This is a genomic window from Clostridium sp. TF11-13AC, from assembly GCF_003481065.1.
Taxonomy (GTDB): Bacteria; Bacillota; Clostridia; order Lachnospirales; family Lachnospiraceae; genus Otoolea; species Otoolea fessa.
Window position 1 is genome coordinate 143,054 of record NZ_QUKJ01000004.1, and the last position, 24,255, is coordinate 167,308.

The 24,255-nt window shown below is 40.0% G+C and carries 25 protein-coding genes and 1 pseudogene; 1 reads left to right on the plus strand and 25 read right to left on the minus strand.

Annotated features, from left to right (window positions below; genetic code table 11):
* Positions 1–45: 45 nt before the first annotated feature.
* From DXD12_RS10375 to DXD12_RS10415, 8 genes and pseudogenes are all read right to left on the minus strand, one after another.
* Positions 46–645, minus strand: a complete 600-nt coding sequence (locus DXD12_RS10375; RefSeq protein ID WP_243105379.1) for a site-specific integrase — start codon at positions 643–645, stop codon at positions 46–48.
* 59 nt (positions 646–704) lie between these two features.
* Entirely contained in the window at positions 705–1,709 is a 1,005-nt protein-coding gene (locus DXD12_RS10380; RefSeq protein WP_333489841.1) for a PDDEXK nuclease domain-containing protein, read from the minus strand.
* A gap of 110 nt (positions 1,710–1,819) precedes the next feature.
* On the minus strand, positions 1,820–2,425 hold the full coding sequence (locus DXD12_RS10385; RefSeq protein WP_118492465.1) for a type IV toxin-antitoxin system AbiEi family antitoxin domain-containing protein: 606 nt from the start codon (positions 2,423–2,425) through the stop codon (positions 1,820–1,822).
* A 262-nt stretch (positions 2,426–2,687) separates the two neighbouring features.
* Positions 2,688–2,897, minus strand: a pseudogene (locus tag DXD12_RS10390) (cell filamentation protein Fic); the annotation flags it as partial.
* Positions 2,896–4,509, minus strand: coding sequence for a recombinase family protein (locus tag DXD12_RS10395; protein WP_118638312.1), 1,614 nt, complete (start codon positions 4,507–4,509; stop codon positions 2,896–2,898). The gene DXD12_RS10395 and the pseudogene DXD12_RS10390, both read right to left, overlap by 2 nt.
* Before the next feature lie 297 nt (positions 4,510–4,806).
* Positions 4,807–5,658 carry a metallophosphoesterase gene (locus tag DXD12_RS10400; protein ID WP_118638313.1) on the minus strand — a complete coding sequence of 284 codons (852 nt, stop codon included), beginning with the start codon at positions 5,656–5,658 and terminating at the stop codon, positions 4,807–4,809.
* A 495-nt stretch (positions 5,659–6,153) separates the two neighbouring features.
* On the minus strand, positions 6,154–6,390 hold the full coding sequence (locus tag DXD12_RS10410; protein WP_005335589.1) for a helix-turn-helix domain-containing protein: 237 nt from the start codon (positions 6,388–6,390) through the stop codon (positions 6,154–6,156).
* A 2-nt stretch (positions 6,391–6,392) separates the two neighbouring features.
* Complete coding sequence (locus DXD12_RS10415) at positions 6,393–6,809, minus strand: sigma-70 family RNA polymerase sigma factor (RefSeq protein WP_118638314.1); 417 nt, start codon at positions 6,807–6,809, stop codon at positions 6,393–6,395.
* Between the two features lie 574 nt (positions 6,810–7,383).
* Here DXD12_RS10415 and DXD12_RS10420 point away from each other — a divergent pair.
* On the plus strand, positions 7,384–7,737 hold the full coding sequence (locus tag DXD12_RS10420) for a helix-turn-helix domain-containing protein (protein ID WP_118638315.1): 354 nt from the start codon (positions 7,384–7,386) through the stop codon (positions 7,735–7,737).
* Positions 7,738–7,781: 44 nt separating this feature from the next.
* On the opposite strand, the gene DXD12_RS10425 is transcribed toward DXD12_RS10420, so the two are convergent.
* From DXD12_RS10425 to DXD12_RS10505, 17 genes are all read right to left on the minus strand, one after another.
* The gene (locus DXD12_RS10425; RefSeq protein WP_118638316.1) at positions 7,782–8,018 is read right to left on the minus strand and encodes a hypothetical protein; all 237 of its coding nucleotides are present in this window, start codon (positions 8,016–8,018) and stop codon (positions 7,782–7,784) included.
* 21 nt (positions 8,019–8,039) lie between these two features.
* Positions 8,040–9,902: an ABC transporter ATP-binding protein gene (locus DXD12_RS10430; RefSeq protein WP_118638317.1), complete on the minus strand. Its 1,863-nt coding sequence runs from the start codon at positions 9,900–9,902 to the stop codon at positions 8,040–8,042.
* Positions 9,895–11,634, minus strand: a complete 1,740-nt coding sequence (locus DXD12_RS10435; RefSeq protein WP_118638318.1) for an ABC transporter ATP-binding protein — start codon at positions 11,632–11,634, stop codon at positions 9,895–9,897. The genes DXD12_RS10430 and DXD12_RS10435 overlap by 8 nt, the downstream gene beginning before the upstream one ends.
* A 98-nt stretch (positions 11,635–11,732) precedes the next feature.
* Positions 11,733–12,152, minus strand: coding sequence for a MarR family winged helix-turn-helix transcriptional regulator (locus tag DXD12_RS10440; RefSeq protein ID WP_118638319.1), 420 nt, complete (start codon positions 12,150–12,152; stop codon positions 11,733–11,735).
* 136 nt (positions 12,153–12,288) lie between these two features.
* Positions 12,289–13,194 (minus strand): conjugal transfer protein, encoded by a 906-nt coding sequence (locus DXD12_RS10445; RefSeq protein WP_118638320.1) that lies wholly within the window; start codon positions 13,192–13,194, stop codon positions 12,289–12,291.
* 15 nt (positions 13,195–13,209) lie between these two features.
* Positions 13,210–14,214, minus strand: a complete 1,005-nt coding sequence (locus DXD12_RS10450) for a bifunctional lytic transglycosylase/C40 family peptidase (RefSeq protein WP_118638321.1) — start codon at positions 14,212–14,214, stop codon at positions 13,210–13,212.
* Complete coding sequence (locus tag DXD12_RS10455) at positions 14,211–16,325, minus strand: YtxH domain-containing protein (RefSeq protein ID WP_118638322.1); 2,115 nt, start codon at positions 16,323–16,325, stop codon at positions 14,211–14,213. Before DXD12_RS10455 ends, DXD12_RS10450 begins: the two co-directional genes overlap by 4 nt.
* A 5-nt stretch (positions 16,326–16,330) precedes the next feature.
* Positions 16,331–18,781 carry an ATP-binding protein gene (locus DXD12_RS10460; protein WP_118638323.1) on the minus strand — a complete coding sequence of 817 codons (2,451 nt, stop codon included), beginning with the start codon at positions 18,779–18,781 and terminating at the stop codon, positions 16,331–16,333.
* Entirely contained in the window at positions 18,768–19,157 is a 390-nt protein-coding gene (locus tag DXD12_RS10465; RefSeq protein WP_118638324.1) for a conjugal transfer protein, read from the minus strand. Before DXD12_RS10465 ends, DXD12_RS10460 begins: the two co-directional genes overlap by 14 nt.
* Before the next feature lie 123 nt (positions 19,158–19,280).
* Positions 19,281–19,778 carry an antirestriction protein ArdA gene (locus tag DXD12_RS10470; RefSeq protein WP_331470812.1) on the minus strand — a complete coding sequence of 166 codons (498 nt, stop codon included), beginning with the start codon at positions 19,776–19,778 and terminating at the stop codon, positions 19,281–19,283.
* A gap of 14 nt (positions 19,779–19,792) precedes the next feature.
* A complete protein-coding gene (locus tag DXD12_RS10475; protein ID WP_118638326.1) occupies positions 19,793–20,296 on the minus strand; it encodes an antirestriction protein ArdA in 504 nt (167 codons plus the stop codon).
* A complete protein-coding gene (locus DXD12_RS10480; RefSeq protein ID WP_118638327.1) occupies positions 20,269–20,511 on the minus strand; it encodes a hypothetical protein in 243 nt (80 codons plus the stop codon). Before DXD12_RS10480 ends, DXD12_RS10475 begins: the two co-directional genes overlap by 28 nt.
* Positions 20,512–20,576: 65 nt before the next feature.
* On the minus strand, positions 20,577–21,035 hold the full coding sequence (locus DXD12_RS10485) for a hypothetical protein (RefSeq protein WP_118638328.1): 459 nt from the start codon (positions 21,033–21,035) through the stop codon (positions 20,577–20,579).
* A gap of 71 nt (positions 21,036–21,106) precedes the next feature.
* Positions 21,107–21,328, minus strand: a complete 222-nt coding sequence (locus DXD12_RS10490) for a hypothetical protein (RefSeq protein ID WP_005363222.1) — start codon at positions 21,326–21,328, stop codon at positions 21,107–21,109.
* Positions 21,328–21,459 (minus strand): DUF3789 domain-containing protein, encoded by a 132-nt coding sequence (locus tag DXD12_RS10495; protein ID WP_118638329.1) that lies wholly within the window; start codon positions 21,457–21,459, stop codon positions 21,328–21,330. Before DXD12_RS10495 ends, DXD12_RS10490 begins: the two co-directional genes overlap by 1 nt.
* A 4-nt stretch (positions 21,460–21,463) precedes the next feature.
* Positions 21,464–22,678, minus strand: coding sequence for a MobT family relaxase (mobT, locus tag DXD12_RS10500; RefSeq protein ID WP_243105383.1), 1,215 nt, complete (start codon positions 22,676–22,678; stop codon positions 21,464–21,466).
* Between the two features lie 173 nt (positions 22,679–22,851).
* The gene (locus DXD12_RS10505) at positions 22,852–24,255 is read right to left on the minus strand and encodes an FtsK/SpoIIIE domain-containing protein (protein WP_118638331.1); all 1,404 of its coding nucleotides are present in this window, start codon (positions 24,253–24,255) and stop codon (positions 22,852–22,854) included.

Sequence of the window (24,255 nt, forward strand, 5' to 3'; positions counted from 1 at the left end):
AAAAACGCCACAGCTATCGCCAGAGCGCCTCCAAACTAACTATCCTTATATTGCTTTAAACATCTTCTGTGACACCGTTTTTTCTCCCTGTGTCCGTTCTAGTTCCTTTCTGGCATTCTGCAGGTCCTCCAGACGCTTCAATTCATCCTCTGCATCCTCAAGGCCTAAATGCGTATAGGTGTTAAGCGTAACTCCTATATCGCTATGCCCCATAAGGTACTGCAGTGTCTTTGGATTCATGCCGGATTTCGCCATATTGCTACAATACGTGTGCCGGCAAACATGCGACGTGATATTCGGCATCTGCACCCGATAGATATCATTGTACCGCTTCACCATGTGGTTAAAGCAATGTTCCCAATGCATTGCCACTAATGGCAGTCCTTTGTCATCCAAAAACTGGAACCCAGTATATCCATCCACCACTTTTTCTACCTTTGGTTTCTCCCAGTCTTCGATGATGGCTTGAAAGCATTTTGCAACATCCTCTGTTACCGGAATTTTTCTTGTTCCAGCGGAAGTTTTTGTTGGCTCAATAACCAACGTCATATCGGATAATCTCTGAAGCTGGTGCTCGATATTTACAATTCGATTTTCTAAATCAACATCTTTAATTGTAAGGCCGCAAAATTCTGAAATACGCATACCTGTATGAAAAAGTATATACACAACTTCATAATACTTACAGTATACATTTCTTATGTTTATTTAATCCGTTTCTGAATATCTTCAACAGATGGCAGCTGCTTTTCCAGATTATCCGGCAAACTACTAGTTATTTTGTATTCGCTTACACCAATCGGCTTTGAAATATCTTTGAGCGAATATTCTGCGACCACATTATTTTTGCTTTTGCACAGAAGCAAACCAATGGACGGATTATCCTGCTCTTTTTTCAAAATGCCGTCCACGGCTGACAGATAAAAGTTTAGCTGACCAGCATATTCCGGCTTGAAATCACCGGTTTTCAATTCGATAACTACATAACAGCGAAGATTCAGGTTATAGAACAACAAATCAATGTAAAAATCATCGCCGCCTACATTCAGGTGATACTGGTTTCCCAGAAATGCAAACCCTGTTCCAAGCTCCAGAAGGAGCTTGGTGACATCCCTAACAAGTGCCTGCTCAATATCCCGTTCGAGCATATCTTCCCGGAAAGGAATAAAATCAAATACATATGGGTCTTTCATTGTCTGCACCGCAAGTTCACTTTGCGGAGACGGTAAGCGGTGATCAAAATTTGTAACTTTATCTGCCAGAACCTGTCTCTGATACAAGTTGCTTTCAATCTGATGGACAAGAACATTTCGAGACCAGCCGTTTTCCGCTGACTTTTTAATATACCATTTACGTTCATCCATATCAGCGACCTTATCCAGAAGAACTATATTGTGACCCCATGGAATTTGTGCAACAACCTGTTGCACAAATTCTCGGTCTGGATAAATCTCTGCGAATTTTGCCATATACTTCAAATTACGAACAGAATATCCTTTGCTTTCTGGAAAAGCAATTCGAATATCTGCTGCAAGGTTATCAATAAACTTGTTTCCCCATGATTTATGTTCATTGATTACGCAACCAATATCATAATAAAGAAGCAGCATATCTGCATTCACATGAACTGCCGCACGATATTGTGCCGCAGTAATTTCACTCTTAATATTTTCAATAATGGAAATATACTCAGCCGTATTCATTAACATACTCATCGTCTCGCTTTCACATAATTCCTATCATTATTTTCTCTATATAAGATGCTCATAAACAATTTTTAAATAATTCAGGTAACCACATGAGCATAGATACAATAATATCAGCCATCCAGCAGCACTGACATCAATTCGTTGACTTTCTTGTACACCCTTAGCTTTTTTGCATATATGGAAAGATTTTGCAGATTCTTCCTCTCATCCTTTGCATAAGCATTCAATGCCTTACTAAATATTTCATGATCAAGCCTTGAACGATATTTGAAGCAATCACAAATCGTACGCTCTCGATCATATATGGAGAGCTTAACCCCGGAAAAATCATCCGCTACTCTCCCCAGTTCATATATTTCTGGTTGAACATAATACGTTTGCAAAGCCAGTGCATCTACATCCAATTTTGTCCGAGACATAGATCTCGGAACAGCAATCGACCATTTCCGAGGTGCAAAGCCACTATAACCATAATGAAAAAGAGCCGATTTCACACAAATAATTGCCTTTGGAATCAATGTTGCAATAAGTTGTTCTTCAGAAGATGTGTCCCAATCGGCAAGTTGATAGTATCCGTGTCGAATGCGTTCAAGGTATCCGGTATTACAAAGATTCACAACATCAACAGCGGGTATGCCAGCTGCAACAAAATCTGATGTTTTTGCAATACCGCCCTTTTCTATAATTACCTGTTTTGAAAGAGTTTCCTTATCCACATATTCACCAACTTTTTATTAAAAACTACACACAATCAATTTGCTTCGGTGCTTATATTTTATTATATCATCCAAATTGAATTAATCGATAATTTCACACACAGTTTTATAATTTCTGTGTATGAAATTTTTAATTCTGGATTTCAGCCTGATGTGGTAAGCTAAAACTGGACACATGAAGCAACGCTACATAATTCTGCAATTATGATCTATATATTCACTTCAAATCGAATGTGTTTTTTACATTTTAAAAGTTACTTCCTTAATACCCAATCCTAAAATAATCCAAATACGCTTTATACTTATCCTGTGCAGTCAGGCAGGTATCTGTCAGATAGCCTTTTTCGTTGTCCCATTCCTTTAGCCCTCGGTAATAGAACATCTTCAGATCGTCCTCAATGATGAAAGGAACGATATTGTATTTCAGGCACTCTTTAAACATGATCAATCTGCCCACACGGCCGTTGCCGTCATGCAATACCACATTGGGACTCACAAAGAAATCTATAATTGATTTCCACTTTTTGAGTACGTTCTTTGCCGGTTCCCTCTGCTTGATACACATATATACTGTCAATCAGTTCAACCAGCATAGAACGGTTTAACTCTGTTACGTTTTCATACTTGCGTATGGTTTCTAAAAATTGGTTTGTATTTTTCGTCTTGTAGTCCTCGGCTTCGATTTTCTCTTTTAATGCCTTACGCCTTTCTTCAAGTTCTCTCTGCTCATTTTCATAAGTTACAGACATTTTCTCAAAACGTCCATCAGAAATCTTTCCTGCTACATTCTGCTCAAACAGCTTCATTATGATACTGTCAATTTCAGCAATACGCTTTTCTGCCAGTTCCAATTCCTGTTTAAACTGCTTGATTTTCTTACCGCCGCCGGATTCACTCAACACCCTCATTTCTTCAATGAACTGGTCGCCTAATGTTTCCATATTCTTGATATGCTTTTGAATGTCGTCCATGACAATCTTCACTAATGTGTCATAGGAAATTGCATGAGTTGTGCAGAGGTTGCTGTTTCTGGCATATGTCCTGCAACGAAATCTCGGCTCTCTCCCGTTTGGATTGGAGAACGCCATATTGCGTCCACAGTCCGGGCATTTTACAAGCCCCACAAACATATTTGGTCGTCCAGTCTTATTTGGTCTTTTCTTTACACTGATGAATTTCTGTACCAGTTCAAAGGTTTCTTCATCAATGATAGCTTCATGGGTGTTTTTTACAACAATCCAATCTTCCTTAGGAACCGCTACCAGTTTTCTGTTCTTGAATGATTTTGTCTGTGTCTTGTGCGATACCATATGACCGAGATACACTTGATTTTCCAAAATCATCTTAACATTTTTTCCAACCCAGTCGGTAGGGAATCGGAACCCTGTGCTTGTTTCCAGCGTGCCATTCTTCATTGCTCTGTAGGCTCTCGGAATCAAAATCTTTTCTTCACACAATGTTCTTGCTATCTGATGAACACTGTTTCCCTGTTTCGACATTTCAAAAATACGCTTGACGATAGGCGCTGTTTCCGGGTCTATCAGTAGTTTACGCTTATTGTTCGGGTCAACCCTATAACCATACGGAGCGAATGAACCGCAGAACCCGCCACTTAAAGCAGTTGTTTTCTTGACGCTTCGGATTTTCTTTGAGGTATCACGTGCATAATACTCATTCATAATAGATTTGAATGGCATCATCTCGTTATCCTCATATCTTGTGTCAACATCATCATTCAGTGCGATAAAGAGAATGTCATTGTTCGGGAAGATTTCTTCCACGTAATACATGAACATGGCATTGTTGCGACCGAACCTTGACATATCCTTTACCATGATTCCACTAGGCTGTGTATCTTCCATAGCGTCCTCAATCATGCGGTTTAAATCCGGTCTGTTGAATGTTGTGCCGGAATAGCCATCATCTACATACTCGTCAATGATTTCAAATCCTTTTTCCTTTGAATAATATCGGAGCATTTGCAACTGGTTTGTGATACTGTTGCTTTCTTTATCAGCGTCACCATCATCTTTGGATAAACGTGCATATAATCTAACTCTTAATCTTGCTTGCTGTTTCGTCATTTTTACTCCTTTCCAACAGCAAACAAACAACTTATATCCTGTTAATATTATACCACACTACTTAATTATTTTCAGCCGCTTATTACACTGTTCTCAATTTAATATCCATTGTTTTCCTGCTCGATTTCCTTTTGAATCAGCCTTTTAATCAAATGCTGCAAATCCACTGTACCGGAGAACACTGACGTTACATAAAAGGTCGTATTTCCTATTTTTATTGTATTGGACTGTACTGTTTTTCCTATAATCTCACCTCATTTCTTCCAACAAAAAAACACCATTTCTGGTGTCTTTCTGCTAATCTACACTGATTACTTTGCGTTCATACTTCTTTTCCTGCAAATCAATCTCCGCATAAACCATGTATTTGTCATTAAGTTCCGTCTGTCCAGTCTGAATACAGGTTGTCTGATGAATCTGGTTTATCCACTTTCCTTTCTCTGTGTCAGGACTTTCATGTATATGTCCGTGCAGAGAAAGAAGTGGCTGTTTTTCTTTCAGAAATTCGTAAATATCAACAGAGCCTATATCCAAATCTTGATAGCGCAACTGTCCTAATCTCAATCCCGCAGGCGGCATGTGCATAACGTAAACCGCTTTTTGTCTATCGTCCGGCAATGGAAGTTTCTTCAGCACATCACACATATGCGGTAATTCTGTTCTGGAATATTCCAGCCAGTTGTAAATCCTGTCATAATCAACAGCATTAGAGATTCCGGCTACAGGACTTAACTGACGCTGCGGAATATAATGTGTTTCTGTAACAACCCTGTCTTTACAACCGAACGGATGGTCTAAAATATAGTTCATGCCGATAAATTCATATCCATTGACAGAAAATTTCCTACCAGCTATATTGCAGACATTTTCAAATCTGTCGCAAAGATTGTCAAACATTTCATCTGCTGCCAGTAAATCATCATTTCCAAGCATGGCAAGGTATGTGATGTCCTGCTTTTTCAGTTCCTCAAAATATTCATCAAGGAATCCATTGATAAAAAACGATTGCTCACTGTGGCGGTCACATTGTTTTGGTAACATATCCCGGCCATTTACAATGACTTTGATTTCCTTTTCAATGGCTACGTCCAGAATCTTTCTGTACTTCTTTTTATCTCCGTGTAAATCTGTAACATACAATATCTTCATATCACTTTCTACCCCTTTTAATACAGCATTTCTTCCTAATCATAGTTAAAAGTATACCATATCAGAGATAGATTATCAGCAGCTTATATCTGACATACAGACTGCAAAATTTTTGCCTTATGCACCTCCTTTACTGTGTGTTTCCGAAGCAGTCAGATGGCTTTGGAAGCTCCACTGGACTTTCACCATTCTCATTCCTATGAGCAGAACCGCACCATGCGAGTGTATCATTATTCAGATATACAGGTCATGGCAGAACGACCATTCCACAAGTCGCTCTCGGATCATTGCATGAATCGCTCGCTTTTTTAGGTCATGGCGTACAATTTCCGCTGGCTCGCTGCATATCAAACGTATCTGACTGCTTTATTCAGTTGTCAAAGAACTACCGACTGTATTTGCCAGTCTATGAAAATCCACTACCTAGATAATGGACTTTCATAGATTGACAAGCGGAGCAGAGGAAAGGGGAAAATGCTCCGCCCGTCTGAATGATTAGATTACGACTATCTCAAAGTTTGCAATCATATCCATGACTGCTGCCTGTATTCTGCCTTTTAATTCAGAATCCACTACCATGTAGACGTTACCGTATTCGTCATACAATTTGCGTAAGCTCAACTTTGATATGTACCCGTCATAGAAATCCAAGATTTCCTGTATTGCAGTTTCATCACCATTCGTAGCCGCCACAATCACAGCAAACGGTATATGTTTTTGGTCTTTGTCCATGCTTATTCCTCCTCCATCATTTTTCGTAATTCTTCCAGAGTGCTTGTCCTATGACGGTAAACAGTAGTGCGTACCACGTTCATAAGCTCTCCGATTTCTGCGTCAGACATATCCATAAAGTATGACAACAAAATGATATTGCGTTTTCTCTCTGGTAAACATTTGAGTGCTTTGCTTAACTGGTCGTCAGATACTTGTACTTCCATGCCAAGAACATTGAACACTGTATAATCGCTGGAATACTTGTCATAAACGCCTGCTTTGTTCAATTCCAAATCTGAAATTTCAGAAAACGGAACTTCATGTTTCAAGCGTCTTGAAATATCACGGTTATACTTCATCGCTGCTCTTTTAATGACTTTCTTTGTAAGGCAATCAAACTGTGCTTGAATAGCCTGCTGGAAAGAAGATGACTTCATGCTGATTCACCTCCTTTCTGCGTGAGAGTAGGTGAGGGCTGTTTTCCCTCACTCCCCCTTTCCGCACAGTAGCTACCCACGCGGCAGCTATTTGTTGCGCTTTCAGAAAAAAAGTTGAAAAAAATTTGAACAGCAAAAAAGCACATGGAAAATACCTGATTCGTATTTCCTGTGCTTTCTCTTTTGTTCCTGCTATATGATGTAAAAAACCACATTCAAAGGCGTATTGCCCCATTCCTGTGATTTGAATTTTTTTGACGATGAACCTGTCAAAAAATGTCGATTATGAAATTCTCCCAATGCGGCCACCTCCAAAAGCCGCAAAAAAAGAAAAATCCTGTATCAGTCACCGATTTTAGGTAAAAAGAAAACGGCGGCTATATTAACCGTCGTTCAGGTACAAATATTTTATGACACGCAAAAATGGTACTGTGAGTGACGGTTTTTTTTATTTACCGCTTTGCAGTACATTTTTTCTTTTACGCATAATAGGAACTGTTAAACCATACTATACGTTTTTCTATACCTGTTAGAAAATCAACAGGAACAGTAAAATATAGTGAGGTGATTACATATGCGTAAAAAGGAAGATAAGTACGATTTTAGAGCCTTTGGTCTTGCAATCAAATCGGCTCGCAAAAAACAAAACTTAACTCGTGAGCAAGTGGGAGCAATGATTGAGATTGACCCACGCTATTTAACAAATATTGAAAACAAAGGGCAGCACCCAAGTTTACAGGTGTTCTATGACCTTGTATCATTACTTAATATTTCCGTTGATGAATTTTTCCTGCCTGCGTCTGATCTGGATAAAAGTACCAGAAGACGACAGTTGGAAAAGCAACTTGACAATCTTTCCGATAAGGATTTAGTTATCATGGAAAGTGTTGCTGATGGAATCATCAAGTCAAAGAAAGTGGAGGAGTAGATTTCCTCCACTTAACTATTTTGTAAAACATTATAAATTCTAATTTAGTTAATTAAAAAGAATTTATATGCTGCACTTACTGTTTTATAGGGCTCTTTTATTTTTAATACTTCTTTTAAATAATGACAAATTTCATTTTTCTCAAGTGTTGTCTTGACTTCAAAATAATGTTTTGCTTTTCCCTGTGAATATAGATAATGACATTCCATGTTATCATCTATATATCCATCAAATGTTTTAATCATAGTTTCCTTTAAAGAACTGACAATATAAAATTTCATATAATTACTCCTTTTATCAATTTATTCACTTATAGAATGACCTGTATAAAGCTGGTAATATCGACCTTTTTCTTCGATTAACTGTTCATGATTTCCACGCTCAATAATTTTTCCGTTTTCCAATACCATAATGCAATCAGCATTTCTAATAGTTGATAAACGATGAGCAATAACAAATGTTGTTCGTCCTGCCATCAATTTATCCATACCGTTTTGCACTAATTCTTCTGTATGAGTATCAATACTTGAAGTAGCTTCATCTAAAACAAGGACAGGAGGATTTGCAACAGCAGCTCTAGCTATTGCCAGTAATTGTCGTTGTCCTTGTGATAAGCTTCCACCATCACCAGATATAATTGTTTGATACCCATCTGGCAACATACGAATAAAGCTGTCAGCATTAGCTAGTTTTGCAGCCTGTATACATTCTTCGTCAGTTGCGTCTAATCGTCCATATCTAATATTATCTATAATAGTACCAGTAAACAAATGAGTATCCTGTAATACAACACCTAAACTTTTCCTTAAATCTCCTTTTTTAATTTTTCTAATATTAATGTTATCATATCGAATTTTCCCATCTTGAATATCATAAAAACGATTGATAAGATTTGTAATGGTTGTTTTACCTGCACCTGTACTTCCTACAAATGCAATTTTCTGTCCTTTCTTCGCAAATAGGTTAATATCATGAAGGACTAATTTTTCATCACTATATCCAAAATCAACATTTTCAAAGAAAATTTCTCCGTTAAGTTCTTGATAAGTTGTGGTATCATCTGCTTTATGATAATGTTTCCATGCCCATTTTCCTGTACGTTTTGTACTTTCTATTAAGTTTCCTGTAGAATCACATTCTATATTAACTAAACTTATATATCCATTATCACTTTCTGATTCTTCGTCAAGAAGTGCATAAATACGATTGATACCAGCAGTTGCCATAATAATGCTGTTTAATTGTTGGCTTACTTGTCCAAATGGCTGATTAAAGTTTTTATTGAGCGTTAAGAATGATACCAGCATTCCAACGCTTAAACCACCATATCCATTTAATATAAGGATAGAGCCTATAACAGCACATATAACATAGCTTACATTTCCAATTTGCATAATGATAGGCATAAGAATATTTCCATAAATATTTGCTTTTTGTGAACTTTCTTTCAATTCTTCATTAACACTTCTAAAACGTGCTAAACTTCTTTTTTCGTAACAAAAAACTTTAACAACTTTTTGACCACTTATCATTTCTTCAATAAAACCATTGAGTTTTCCTAAATTATTTTGCTGCTGATTAAAATACTTGCTACTTAATGCAGCCGCATTTTTGGCAACGACCAGCATAATAGCAACCATGACCAGAGTAATAATCGTAAGCGGAATATTTAATGTTATCATTGCAACAAAAATACTTACGATTGTTATGATACTGTTAAATAATTGAGGAACGCTTTGACTTAAAAACTGGCGAAGAGTATCCGTATCATTTGTGTAAATCGACATAATATCTCCATGTGAATGACTATCAAAATACTGTATTGGCAGTGATTGCATATGGTTAAATAATTTAATTCTTATTATTTTCATAGTTCCCTGACTAACATTTACCATGATTCGATTATAGATATAAGAACAAAGAATACCTAAGATATAGATTATGGCTATTTTAAACAATGCTGAAGCTAATGGTACAAAATCCGGATAATTGCTTTCCGTTAGAGGTACAATATAATCATCAATTAACGTCTGCAAAAACAACGTACCTTTAACTGACGCAAGAGCTGAACCAATGATTGCTAAAATAACAACCAACATTTCTATTTTATATTCTTTCCATACTAATCTTAAAAGACGAGATACTCCATTTTGTTTATTATTCATCAAAATCGCCTCCTCCTTTTGTTTGACTTTCGTACATGGAACGATATATTTCATTACATTTTAAAAGTTCATCCTGGTTTCCAAAACCATTGATTTTACCATCTTCCATAACGATAATTTTATCGGCATTCTGTATACTTGACACTCGTTGTGCAATAATAAATTTTGTTGTTTCTGGTATATCTTTTGCAAATGCTTCTCTGATTTTTGCGTCTGTTGCAGTGTCTACAGCACTTGTAGAATCATCCAATATAAGAATTTTTGGCTTTTTCAAAAGGGCTCTTGCAATACACAATCGTTGTTTTTGTCCGCCGGATAAATTTGCTCCACTTTGTTCAACATAAGTATCATACTTTTTAGGAAATCGTTGGATAAATTCATCAGCCTGTGCTAGTTTGCAAGCTTGCATACATTCTTCCAAAGAAGCATGCTCATTTCCCCATCTTAAATTTTCTAAAATTGTTCCCGAAAAAAGCTGGTTCTTTTGTAATACCACTGCAACTTCATTTCTAAGAATATCTAAATCGTATTCTCTTACATCTTTATCACCGACTTTTACATAGCCATCTGTAACATCATATAATCGACAAATAAGATTAACTAAACTTGATTTGGAACTTCCTGTACTTCCTACAATTCCGATCACTTCGCCTTGCTTTATATCAATGTTAATGTCAGAAAGAACTTTTTCGCCATTTCCATCTTTCTTATATGAAAAGCTTACATGATTAAATTGAACATTGCCATTTTCTACTACCATAGCAGGAGAGTCTGGATTTTTTAAATCTGGTTTTTCATCAAGGACTTCCGCAATACGTTTAGCACTTGCAAAACTCATACTCACCATTACAAATATCATGGATATTAGCATTAGTGAAATAAGTATGTTAGTAACATAACTGAAAAGGCTTGTTAGCTCACCTGTTGTCAAACTTCCACTGACAATCATTTTAGCACCTACCCATGAGATAGCGATAATACAACCATACATGGCTGTCATCATAGCCGGATTGTTTAATGCTAATCGTGATTCAGCTTTAACGTAAAGCTTATATATAAGAGAAGCGGCTTTATTAAATTTTTCTTTTTCATAATCTTCTCTAACATAAGATTTAACAACTCGAATTGCTGTGACATTTTCTTGAACACTTGCATTCAAATCATCATATTTTTGAAAAACACAACTAAATATAGGAATTGTTTTCCATAGTATGAAAACAATAACGGCGGTCAAGAATACAATAGCAATGCAGAAAATTCCACCCATTTTCGCACTAATATATAACGCCATGATAAGAGCGCTGATTAAACTGATAGGGGCTCTTACACACATTCTAATAATCATTTGATAAGCATTTTGAAGATTAGTAACATCAGTTGTTAGTCTTGTTATCAATCCAGCAGTGCTGTATTTATCAATATTTGAAAATGCAAATGTTTGTATATTTTCATACATTCCATCTCTTATATTACTTGCAACACCAGCAGAAGCGATAGCAGCATATCTACCTGCCAATACTCCACAAGCAAGACCTAAAACTGCTGTCATAATCATACATAAACCATAAAAATAAACATTGTTTATATTTCCAGATTCAATGCCATTATCAATAACTGCTGCCATAAGCATTGGAATAATGAGTTCTAAGATAACCTCTAACACCGTAAAGACAGCGGCTAAAACAGACGCTTTTCTATACTGTTTTATTTGTTTCAATAAAGTCTTTAACACGACAATCCCTCCTTTAACTTTTAGTAATACTTTCTATTAGTGATAGGCATATGCGTTAAATATTTGCCAACAAATAGTATGTTGGCATAGTTAACACATTATTTTTGACTGTAAAATGCTTCTATTTTATCGACGATTTTTAGCAAACATAAAGAATCATTTTCACCAAGATAAGATAATAATTTACTAAATTCATTTAATGCCTCTTTTTCTGTTTCAGTAAAAACTTCTTTTCCTTTTTCTGTTATATAAACCATAACTTTTCTACGGTCAAAAGAATCATGAACACGTTTTATATATTCTTTACGTTCTAAACTGTTCAACGTATTTGCCACTCTTGCAGTAGATAAGTTGAAACGCTCGCTTAATTCTTTTGGATTTGTCTCACTTTTTTCATACGTTAAAAAACCAAGCATTGCCATTTCGCCTTGTGATATTTTCTGCATTTTTTTAATAGGCTCACGTTGCATTAAACCAACAAGCATAAATAACTGTTTTGCCATTTCTTTATTGTTCAAAAGAATCACCTCCAATTTTATCTATCACTATTAGTTGCTATTATATTTAGTTTTTTTTGCTTTGTCAATAGCTAATAGTAATTTCTCAAAAAAACGTGTACTCCCTATTTATAGGAAATACACGCTTTTCTTCATGTTATTTTACAATCTTCCAGTTACTATCTTTTTCCAGCGTCAAATCAAACTGTGAAATTTGTGTTGCCTTTGTCCTCTGGTCGAGATATTTCACTGATACCGATACTTTCACTTGTTCACCATCTTTTATGAAGATTGGATTTACCAACTCCGAGAACACATAATCACAGTTTACAGGTTCAAGTACATTTTCCGATACATAGTAGGCAAGCTCCTTTTCTGTTGCGGTAGGGTACAGCTTAAAGAATGTTTCCAAGAACTCTGTCACTTCCTCCGTAGTGGCAGCGTCCACCGTTCCGTCCGATTCCTTGACTTTTGGTTCATAGACGGATTTTGTTGGTATGCTGCTGATGGTCGGATTCTGTGTGATAACCAGATTTCCGTCACCATCTACATGAACCACTACCATGTAAGCGGAAGTGTAACCGATAGAAGTTTCTCCCTCCGTTACCGTTTGATCTACCGAGTAGACAACGGTAAAGTCGTCCGCTCCAGCCGCTTCAATCTCCCAAATCTTAACGTCCGTCACCGTAGAGCTTGTAGGTATATCCTGTCGTACTATATCGACATTCAAATCCTGTAAGCTCTTTGTAAGGTACTGGTTGATGGCTGCGGTTCTTTTATCAATGGATTCCTGTGTGTTGCTCCAAGAATAGTAGGACTTCGCAAATGCCTTGACAAAATTCTCTATCTTGTTGGTATCAATGATACGTTGCTCAATGACTTCTTTCTCATGTACCGTGTGCATATCAATGGCGGTAAAATTCTTATACACCCCAAAACTGATACTGGCAATCAGCACCAGCCATAAGGCAATCACGGTTTTCTTATGCGTACCTACTTTTATCACAGGCACTTTCTTTTCTTTTTTAGGTTTTGATTCCTTATCCTTTTTCTTAAATAGCATAGCACCATTCCTTTCTTATTTGGTTTTCATCCGTCCGGCACCAATCAAATGCTTTTGCCAGTACGAGCTTGTTAAATCTGTATATCCGATAGGGTCGCCAGCGTGATACATTCTGTTGTTTCCTGCATAGATTCCTACATGAGTGACGTATGTTCCAGCGTTATAGGTTGAGTGGAAGAACACCAAGTCACCAGCTTTTGCCTGTGACAGCGGTATGTGCTGTGTAGCGTCATACTGTGCCTGTGCGGTACGAGGTAAGCTGATACCAGCCTTGTCATAGCACCATTGAACCAATCCCGAACAGTCAAAAGAAGTGTTGGGATTGCTGCCGCCATAGACATATTTCCAGCCTTGATACTTCAACGCTTCATTGAAGATTGCCTGTGCGGTTGCGTCACTGAAACTAGGCACAGCCAAATACTGACTGACTAATTTTACATAGAACATATTCCCGTACTTGTAACGCCAGCCGCCATTTTCTTTTATGGAAATCTCATTTTTATAGGTGACTTTGACACCGCCGGATTTATCCTTTGCGAAGCTGACCGCCAGCTCAAAGGTGTACTTTTTCCCATGACTGGAAACGTAATCAATGAAGCCGCCGCCATAGTTATAGGACTGTACCACTGTGTTGATGTCACAGCCTTTCGCTTCTGCGGATTTCAAAAGCTCCGAGAAGTATTTACACCCCTGTTTGATGGAATCCTCCACGGATAGGGAGTTAAGCGGTAATCCTAAAGATTCACTGGCTTGCATAACGTCTGTCGTGCCAGTGCCGCCGGATTCCACCTGCATAATCGCAAGCAGATAGTTCACATAGTCAGAGATTCCGTATTCCTTTGCATACTTTTCTACTGTAGGCTGATGTTTCAAGACTTCTTGTGACAGGTTCAGTCCAGAAAAATCAAGATTGGAAGAACCGCTTTCTTCATCATCTGCGGTCACGATAAACAAAAACAGGAGCAGACAGATAATCACCGTGAAAATCCCACCGAACACAGCAAAATGCCTTAACTTCATTTCTTGCCGCCTTTCTTACTGGTAGATTTCTTCATTGATGATTGATTTGTGGTCTTTTTCTGGACGGTTTTTGTCTGTGATTTTCTCTGTACTGTCTGTCGTGAACCATCTGTAGCAGCTCCCGAATGTTTATCTGCCGAACGGGATTCTCTGATAACCTGTGTTCTCACATTCTCCTGTGATTTTGTTACAGGCTCTTTGCTCTTATTTGACTGCGGCTGCTCCTTTGTCACCGTGACAGGACGCTCCTTGACGTTCTGCTCCTGCTTTGAAGCTGCCGCCTGTGAATCCGATTTTACAGGAACAGGCGTTGTCGCTGGTCGCTCATGCACCGGGGCAGCTCTCTTTGTCGCTGATCCGCTGTCTTGTCGCTCCTTATCCTTTGATTCCTGCTTGTCCTGTGACTTATCCACAATCGGACGCTGCGGATTCTGTTTCTCTGACTGCGGCTGTTTCGATACTGATTTTTTATCCACGATTCCACGTTTTGAGGTAGATTGTGATTCTTGTGTCTGACTGGTAGAACTGCTATGTACTTCTGATTTTGATGAATCTTTCTTCTGGTTCATATTATCCGGCAAAGCTGGCGGTTTACTGCTACCTCCACCAGAAGAAGCAGAAGTATTGTGATTTGCTCTCGTATGCGTGTTACCTGCCTGTTTGGTACTGTCTGCTTTTTTCGTAGAGCTGGAAGAAGAAGCAGCCGCACCAGCTACACTGCCAGCAGCACCAGCCGCAACGGTTCTTCCGATTTTACGCTCCAAGCGTCTTGCTCTGCGATTGAGAAACATATACGGGTGACGCATGATTCGTCTGCTGACTTGCTGTGTATCGGAAGATTGCAGACTGAACATTGCCATCAAGTCACCCAATTTAAAGTAGATTCCGGCAAAGGTAACTATCTGTAGAAACGCCACCATAAAAAACGGATAGCCGGAGGAAATGGAGTAAAACATAGTCGAGATACTAAAAGCTGTGGTGATAATCAGCGTGATTCCGGCTCTCATCATAATGGTGTTGAACAGCTTTGTAAGAGCCTTTTTTGCCATACCCTCATAAGTCGGTATCATGGAGAGGATAAAACTAATCGGCAGGAACATAGCGTAAATGATGAATAGTACCTGCGAGAAAATCATCATGCCGGTAAGCAGAAAGACAAATGCCGAGATACCGATATTGAAGATAAATAAAAATACCACCATACCTAAACGTGTCATGGTCTTTGTGACACTCAGATAGTCATTGTCCTTATCTTCGATTTCATCAATCACAACGTCCTCTCTGTCGTCCGTGTCTGGACTTTCCGATAACAGGCTTTCCACACGGTCAGAGCCGAGTGTTTCTATATCCGATTCCCCATATTGGAGTAACAGCCACGGTTGTTTCACCTGTATGGAAAACAGGCTGTCACGAATCAAATCCACGCTGTCTTTTCCTTTGCTGTTGGAATCGGGCAGCACGATTTTTGTTCCGAGCGATAATGCCGAGCTGCTTATATCTGAGGAAAAGTCATTGATTTTGCTGATATAGTTTGGAGCGTAGGCAATAAAGGACGCTGACAGGATAAATACCACAAGGAAATTGATAATCGCATGAATGGCTTTTGTGGTTTCTCTTTTTAACAGTCCTGTGTAGGCGACATAGATTCCCATTACCAGAATGAGGATAAGCAGGAATCCCACATAGAACCCCTCGCTGGAAAAGCCGCTGGAAGTCACACCAGCAAGCGTCTGAATATTCTTTCCGATAGAGCTTGCAGTATCAGAGATAAAGTCCAGCTTGTAGGCTTCCTGTACCACATAGCCTGTCGCATTGGAGATATAAAGGCTCACCGTCCAGACAAAATTTGTGATAGCATACAAGCCATACTGAATACTTTTCCCGATACCGTCCAGCCAGTTCCACGGTAGCCAATCCCAACTTGAATCCACATAGAAATCAAGCTGATAGTTTTCCAGCGGATATTGAGAGTAGGCGTTGCTGTCGCTCACCGTATTATCCACCAGCCCAGCCGCATAAGCCACTGTGCCTGTGATGGATAAAATCACCAGCACGCCGAGAATCACCGCAAGAGTAATGAGCAGCCAGCGAATTATCTTTTTCTTACGCATAGGCTTCACCTCGTTTCTTCTGTCTGTACTGGCGGTCTGGTATCAAAGGCATGGAACAGGTCAGAGAATACAGGGTGAATCTGGATAACGCCCACACGCCCGTATAAATCTTGAAACAGGCATTGCCCGTTTTCCAAGTCACGCAATCGCTTCTGGTTTCCCTCGTCCTCCTTATCCACACCAAAAAATTCAAGGGTATTCTTGATTTCCTTTATGTCTGTACTACGAAAGGCAAACTTTAAGCCGATATTGTTCTTCATCTTTTCATCGTCCACATCACCAGAGTTTTGCGTGACGAAGTAAACAGCAGCGTTCATAGAACGTCCGGCACGAATCAGCTTGTTAGAGAGTGCTTTCCCCTGTGCCACCTGTAGGAACGTCCACGCTTCGTCCAAGTCCACCATCTTGAAAACACTCCTGTCGGAATGGATAAAATCAAGGGCAAAGGTACTAATGACAATCAGCATAGCCACGGACAATAATTCCATTGTGGTGTATTCTTCAAACTTCGTGTCCTTATCCGGCAGTACAAGGTCTGCCACCTGTATGATGTTGAGCTGCCTGTCTAAACTGATGGATTGTTCCACATCACCGTCTGAAAATAAAAGGTGTGCAAAGTCATAGTCAGTCATGCTCTCGATATGGTCTGCAATATTTTCTGCCACAGGAGAACCGTCTTTCCTCAATTCATCAATGACACGCAACAAGCCACGCTGCTTGCTCTGGGTAACAGAACGGATTGCACGCCTTAATACAGGGAACTTCTCACCGTCACGGGAAGAAATACCCGTAAGGAATGTCAAAATATCAATCGCCAGACTTTCAGCGTCCTTTGTTCGCTTCATAATCACATACGGGTCGAGAAGTCCTCTGTTTTTGTCCTCACTGGTGAGATTAACTATCTTGATTTCCTGTGCTATATCGGGTAGCGTTTCCTGCCAGTTGCCACGCTCTGATTTTGGGTCTACAATAACCGCTTTTCCTCCAAACAGCACCGCATAATAGATGATAAGGTTGTTACAGAATGATTTTCCACCACCAAGCGAGCCGAGAAAAGCAGCCGCAAGAGCATTTGTCACTGAACCTTTAACGCCCTGTGCTGCAAGGCTAGGCTTTAAGTACACATTTTTTCCTGTGTCGAGGTTGTAACCGATATAGATACCGTCCGTTTCTCCAAGCTGCTGCGTCGCACCGAACCCAAGTCCGGCGAGAAAGTCAGAAGTCACATACTGGATATAGTCATTGATGTAACGCTTGCTGGACGGGATAAACTCACCATGAAGCCCAAGCATATCCCCGAACGGACGCACTAACTTAACGTTCAAATCGTCATAGAAGTCTTTGACTTCATCACAGCGTCTTTTCAACTCGTCCAGAGAATCCGCAGCCACACGGATAACGTAGGATAATTTATACATGGATTCCTTTGACTGGTCTAAGTTTGTTTCCAATTCATTCACCGAATCCAGAGCGTCCATGACGTTACTTCCCGTTTCGTTGTTGGATTCCCACGCATGATTATCTAAGTCTTTCAGCTCTTTCTTTTTATTTCTAACAGTCGTCAGAGCCTTTTTATTGGTGACGATTTCCACATTCATAGAAGTGGAAACAGGGAACGTGAACTGCTGCTGTTGATAGTAGAAGATTTCCGAAGATGGAAAATCCAGCTCACCCACGATATTGTTAATCGTGAAGTAGGCAACAAAAGTTGTCTGATCTTCACGCTCAATCTTTAGGTATCGTTGGTTTTCCTCTATCATGCAGCGTGTCGGACGGATAAGGTCATATCGCTTTACCAGCGTTTCACGTTTTAACTTCTTGACTGGCAACTCATAGGAATAGTCACTGTAGGCAATGCCAGTATTCCCGTAGATATGTTCCAAGAGATAGCCGAAGTCGTTCTTATCCAGTCTGCGGAACTGAAAGCGGCGTGAGATTTTGCTTTCCAAGAACTTTTCCATCTTTAGAAAACGGTTGATTTCATCATTGCTCATGGAAACGAAGTCACCCATGAGTTTGTGATTGACTTCATAGATAAAATCCGTAAAGGTCATAGCCGCTGATTTTCGCATGGCTTTCAGATTGATTTCTTCCTCATTGACTAATAACTTGAAGCCAAGAAAAAAGCGGTAGTCAATCTGATTTTCACCAATCATTTCAACCAACGCTTCTGTCTGTTCGTCTACCTTTTTACAGGCAATCTCTTTTAACCTGCCCGTGATTCTTTTTTTGGAACGCTCCTGTACCGCACGTAAGCTGTCCTCCGTGGCAATCTGTAGGGCATGGATTTTCCCGTCACGGTTCTGGGCGATAAGCTGACGGAAGTTGTCATGCACCATGTACTTTTCTTCTGGTGACAGGAACGAATAATTGTAAGGTGTCAGCTCATAGTAGGCGAAGCACTCACCGTCATGGTTGAACACCAGATTGTTTTCGATATATTTAATCGGGAACATACATCACACTCCTAACTGTCGTAATAACGGGATTGAATTTCTCATTTTTCAATTTGATGGCTTTTCCAGCATAGGTCACTTTTGGTCGGAGAAAAAAGCTCGCACAGGATTTTAGGAATCCAAAAGGCTTCTTTCCGTCAAAGGTCTTTTGCGACACGAACCAAGTGAACGCTATAGGGATTCCAAAGTATTTGAGGAACGCACCATCAATCATGTTAAAGGGCGGAAGTTCCCCAAAGAGAATCACCACGAACAGCGACACCACAAACCAAGCCATCTGGCTGAACGTGACAGGGAACGGGAGCTGAAAGTCGTTGATTGCGTAAATGACTTTCTCCACGCTCCATATGCTTGTATAGCTTTTGATTTTCTTCAATTTTCACAGCTCCTTTCTTTGAAGATTTTTCTTTACATGGAAACAGCAGCCTGTGTTTCAAGGCTGCTGTATAAAAATAACCAGTGTCATTTCACTGGCAGATAGTAAAATATTCAGTTGTTGTCAATATGGAAATTCAAACACGCCATGATTGGTGACGACAAAACGCCCCTCTATATCAAGGTCACGCCCGTATGCTTCATAGTCTATGTAATTACGGATTCTGTCTGGTATCTCACCCAGACTTTGACATTCATCTATGAAGTAATAGGCAACGTCTGTCATATCGTCACAATCGGGATAGTGGATAATCTCGTCTGCGTGTTCGCACAATTCCTCTATGCTGCTGAAACAGCAGAGAAGTTCCGATAACTCGTCCTGTATGTCCGCTGGTAAGTCCTCCACCATTGCACAAAGGCGGTTGACTTCCTCAATCGAGGTGTACTCGTCAATCTCAAAGGGCAGCTCATAATCATGGATAGCGTATTCTTCGTACCTGTCATTCAAGCCGATACGTTCTGCCATCTCGTCATAATCAACGGGCGGCGTGAACCAGTCGCCTACAAGCTCACCCTCATTGTATTTCCCAAGATTGGCAATATAGATTCGCATTTCTTCGATACCACATCACCCCTTTACTGGTAGCGGAACACGCCGCTTGTGGTGAATAAGTATCTGTCGTCCAGTTCCAGCTCACTTCCATAGGAATGATAATCTATGTGCTTTTGCAGTTCGTGAGGAATCTCACCAAATACGTTTTCCTCACAGATAAGGTATTCTGCCAGAGCTGCACCGTCACCTACATCATAGTAGCGTATCTCGTCTTTGTGGTCGATAAATTCCTCGAAGCTGGAAAACCATTTCTGCTGAATGGCTTTCATTTCATTGCCGATAGGCGTACCCTCCAATTCAAGCACCATGCGGCAGTTGGCGTTGATTTCCCAGAGCGGCGTATCGCTGTGTAAGTCAAAGGGCAGCTCATAGTCGGCAATCTCAATCTGTTCTTCATGTTCCACGCCGAGTTTTTCCTTGACTTCCTCAAAATCCACAGGGCAGTTGAACCAGTCGCCAGAGTAACCATCGTCCTCGTCATGGTAAGGTTTTGTATTATTTAACAGGTAAACCCGCATTTCCTGCATGGTCTGTCACTTCCTTTCATTTCCAGTATTCCCATTATAACAGCATAATCTACACCGAACACATAATGAGAAAACTTTTCTAACTGTTCTTTAGGATATTTAAGCGGTAGCTGTCGTTTGATTTCTTCCCATACCTCACGCTTGCGGTAAGGCAGGTCGGAAACATCATTGCAGCCGATACATTCTTTCATATCCTCAAAAATATCTGTTTTCATGTTGTCCTCCAATCTTTGATTTTGGCAAACAAAAACAGCAACTATTTAGCTGCTGTTCGTATGTTCTACTTATAATTATCTAGTCGTTTCAATGCTTTTTGTGATACAATGATGATTTCTTTCCCCTCAATATAAGTAATGTAATTATTATATTGATTTTGGCGTTTTGGATTTTTTTCTACATCAATCTTTCCCCACTTAAACTCAATTTTTTCAATGGATAGCGGAAATGTAATCGGAAAAGAAAAACCTCCTGTACGTTCATAGATTTGTATTACAGTAGGGTCATGTTTTAATTTATTATTTGCATATCTTAATCCGCTAAAAAAAGAAATATCGTTCTTATCCAACTTTTTTTCATAGGTCTTTTCTAACCACTCATAATAATCTAATAGCCAATGTAAAAATGTACCAACTCTGTAATTGACTTCTTTTTTCAATTCATCATTGTTTAAATCAGTTTCAGCAAGTTTAATTACTGATTGCATTTCTTCAAAACTTTTCTTTATAGCATATTGGAGCATAAGGTTATCCCTCCCAGATTTAGATTGACTTTTCTCTAGTATATCAAAACTCTAGGAGGGATAACAATATATTACGCTCCGATAATCTTATTGAATAGCTGCAACAGTACGTCTTTCACGCCAGCAGCATTGAATACCAAGCCGACAGCGATTAAGGCAATCACCAAGAATCCAATCAGTTTGGAAAATTCACGCTTGAATCCGAGATACACGCCGATAACCGCAATCGCCATAAGTACCAAGCTCTGTGCGTTAGATAAAAACCAGTTGTATAAGTTCTGTCCGAAATTCATTATTTTTTGCTCCTTTCCATCATTTCAATTTCTTTGTCTGCGGTTGCTCCTGCCTGCATAAGACACATGGTAATTACACCGAATCCTGCCCCAAGTGAGAACAGGAATAAATCAAATAAGATATGCTTCATGTTGTCATTCCTCCGTTTCTGTAATCATTTCCTCTGTGGAAGTTGTCTGCTGTTCAATCAGCTTTTTATGACGCTCGGTGAGCTTCGCATGGTCTAAAATGTCTTTAAGATAAGTTGTGCCATTGGCACTGTCAATCTTCTGTAAGACTTTCCAAGTGGGAGCTACCTGTCTGCTTATCCAGTTCAGCGTCCGAGTGAGCGTATAAGGCTCTGGTTTGGTCGTCAATTTCAAACGCCCACGATCAGAGCCGATAAAGTACGCCCATTTCTCATTGGTCTTCCATTCGCTGCGTCTTTTCTCCACCTCCTTGTCAGCGAACCGCATATAACGGTTGATAATGTCAAAAGCGGTACGCTCTGCGTCATGGTAAGTCAGCAGGTCACGCACTGCATAATAGGCTCGCTCATTTTTCAGCCGGATTTCAAAACGGTTCTTGATTTTCGTATCTTCAATCGGAATATCGTATTTCACATACTGCTCATAGTCCTTTTCATAGATACAGAAATAAACCTCTGATTTGAGCGAACCGATATAAAGCGTATTTCCCATTCCGTATCTGTCCTGTTCATTGCTTCTCACCAGCTCACCGCTGCGGTAGCTCTTGAAGCTGCGGAATACGGAAATACATTCTTCACGGTTGCATTTCTCTGTCAGCTCTGGAATATCCAAGATTCCTGCCATATCGTTGATGGCAAGGTCAAGACGTTTCATCACACCTCCTTCCATCAGAGCGTCCATGAGAAAGTCATACCAGCTCCTATGCTGTGCCAGCAGATAACTTTCCATCTGCCGACAGCCTTTGCCTTTCAGCTCCAGCAGTGTGCCTTTCTCTTTATCGGGTGATGTCAGCACGAACACATCACCAAGCACATAATGTTCCGCATAGGAGTAGAATCCGTAGTCCTCATGTATCATTACATCCAGCTTTAATTGCAGAATATCTTCAACAACGTGCCGAACGTCCTGTGTGGGGAATCGGATTCTGACGTAATCCAAGACCATTTCCAACGGATTCTCTGGATTCAGCTTTTCCAGAGCGTCCGTGAATTTCCCCTTGATTTCTTCTGTCAAGGCTACTTTTCCAGATTCAATCCTGCTGACATACTCACGACTGATACCAGCCATGACTGCAAGACGATTCTGGGAAACGCCGTACTGCGTCCGTTTTTCCTTAAAATCGTTTATCCAATCGGTATCATTCAGTTTCAATCCCTCCAATCGAAAAAGAAATGTGACAGTTACCGATTTTGTCACACTCCTTTGAATGTTTGAAAAGTCCTCTGTTTTCAAGGACTTTTTGATATGTAATTGACTGTTTCCAGATAATTTGTGCCCCCCTGTTAGATAACGGGGGCAGATGGTTGGGGCGGCTTACGCCACCCCAACACAGGCTAGTCCGTACCTGCGTCTTTCGCTCCGCACGCCGCCTGTCCGTCCTGCCTGTTTTGTGACAATCTTCCTATCTCTTTTAAAAAGTCATGTCCTTTGGGTACAAGGGGAGTGTAAAACTCGGATATGACACTGTTTCCCGTATCAACATAGCCACGCCCCTTAATCTGCTTCAAGAAAAAGTCCTTGTCTACTTCACCGAACATCATACTGTATCCAAGCTCCGACATACGCCCAAGAGCCACACGGAAATTGAACTGGTCACGGATTCCATCACCGAGATACTTTGCGTCTGGACGCTGACAGGCGAGAATGAGAAAATATCCTGCCTGTCGTCCGAGCATGACTATCTGTTTCAGCTTGTTAAGGACAGCAGCATTTTCCTTTGTGGTGAGCATTTCCATGAACGCCACATATTCATCAAAGATAAGGAAGTGGGGCGATAGTCCTAAATAGGCATAGTTTTCACCTGTCCTGTAATTCTCCATGAGCTTCATTGCTTCACTTCTTGCCATCATACCGTCATAGAACCTGTCAATACAGGCGGTTATATCGTCTTTCTTGTACCAGACTTCCGACATGACAACGGACAAATCCGCAAGGTCGGCGTTCTTTGGGTCTAAAATATACATGACCGCATTGCTGCGGAGCAGAGCTTCAATGATAGTAAGGATAAAGTAGGTTTTACCACCACCAGTGCCGCCAGCAATTAGCATATGTGGGAGCTTGTCATACTCCCACCAGACATTTTTCATCAGACGCAAGCTGCCATGTTCAGCCTGTACCTCATCGATAGTGATTCTGTTCGCAATCGTATCATAGAGCAGCACATATTCCACATAGCTGTCTTTCAGCTCTTTGGAAACCAGCTCACAGTACAAGCCTGTTTCCAGTTTCTTTTCCAAGTGTAAAAGCTGCTCTTGATATTTCCCCAATGTGATTTCTGTACGGATATATAAAAGTCCATGCTCCATACGGTAATACAGTTTTGGAAAATAGGTGATTTTCTCTTTTTTAGTAGTAGCTGGCAGGTCCTTGAAGAATCCGCTATCCTGTGTGGATTCCGATTCATACCAGCCATTTTCCAACAGCATACGAGCCAGCTTTTGACGGTGAAAGAGCTGTTTCACTCTGTCATACTGGAATCTGCGATAGAAAAGGGTAGCCAGTACACAGACCAAAGCTGCCAAAACGATAGTCATTATCCTATATGGTGTGACCGTCAGATGGACACTGCTATTTTGAAAAAGCGAGATTACTTTCCAGTCCGTAGTGATGATTGTTTTTAGGTTCAGCAGCATAACCACAGTAAGGAACAGCAGGAGCAGTGAACCAGCCGAGAAACGAAAAACCAGTGATTTGTCACTGGCTCTGATTCGATTCCCACGTTTATTGAATCGTAGCAT